At 47.4% G+C, this 424-nt stretch carries 1 protein-coding gene; it reads left to right on the top strand.

The features are described from left to right. Positions 1 to 424 (top strand): IS110 family transposase (locus AB4Z50_RS36125; RefSeq protein WP_441887318.1); only part of this gene is annotated, 424 nt, incomplete at both ends.

Below are 424 nucleotides of genomic sequence, written 5' to 3'. Positions count from 1 at the left end.
AAAAATTACTGCTCAGCATTTAGTTATCGGGATCGACATCGCCCAGCAGATGCATGTTGCGCGCGCTGTAAATTTCCGTGGCATCATCATCGGAGACTACCTATCCTTTTCTAATGACGAGGAAGGGTTTCACCATCTTTTGCTATGGATTCAAAAGCTGCAAACCACCCATAGTTTGAGTGCAGCCATCGTCGGGATGGAGCCAACCGGACACTACTGGCTTAACCTATCTCGGTGGCTCACAGAACGYCATTTTGAAGTCGTTTTAGTGAATCCGCATCTCGTGAAAAAAAACAAARAAAATCGCGACAATACGCCTTCAAAGAGTGACCGGAAAGATGCACTCGTTATCGCCGACATGATCAAGAACGGTTACTACTCGGTAACACGTACGACTCCCGAAGCCTTCGAGGATCCGAGGATC

Origin of the sequence: Paenibacillus sp. 2TAB26 (assembly GCF_052115145.1) — a bacterium.
Taxonomy (GTDB): Bacteria; Bacillota; Bacilli; order Paenibacillales; family Paenibacillaceae; genus Pristimantibacillus.
Note: the sequence above shows the minus strand (reverse complement) of the source record. Positions and strands in the feature narration are given on the sequence as shown.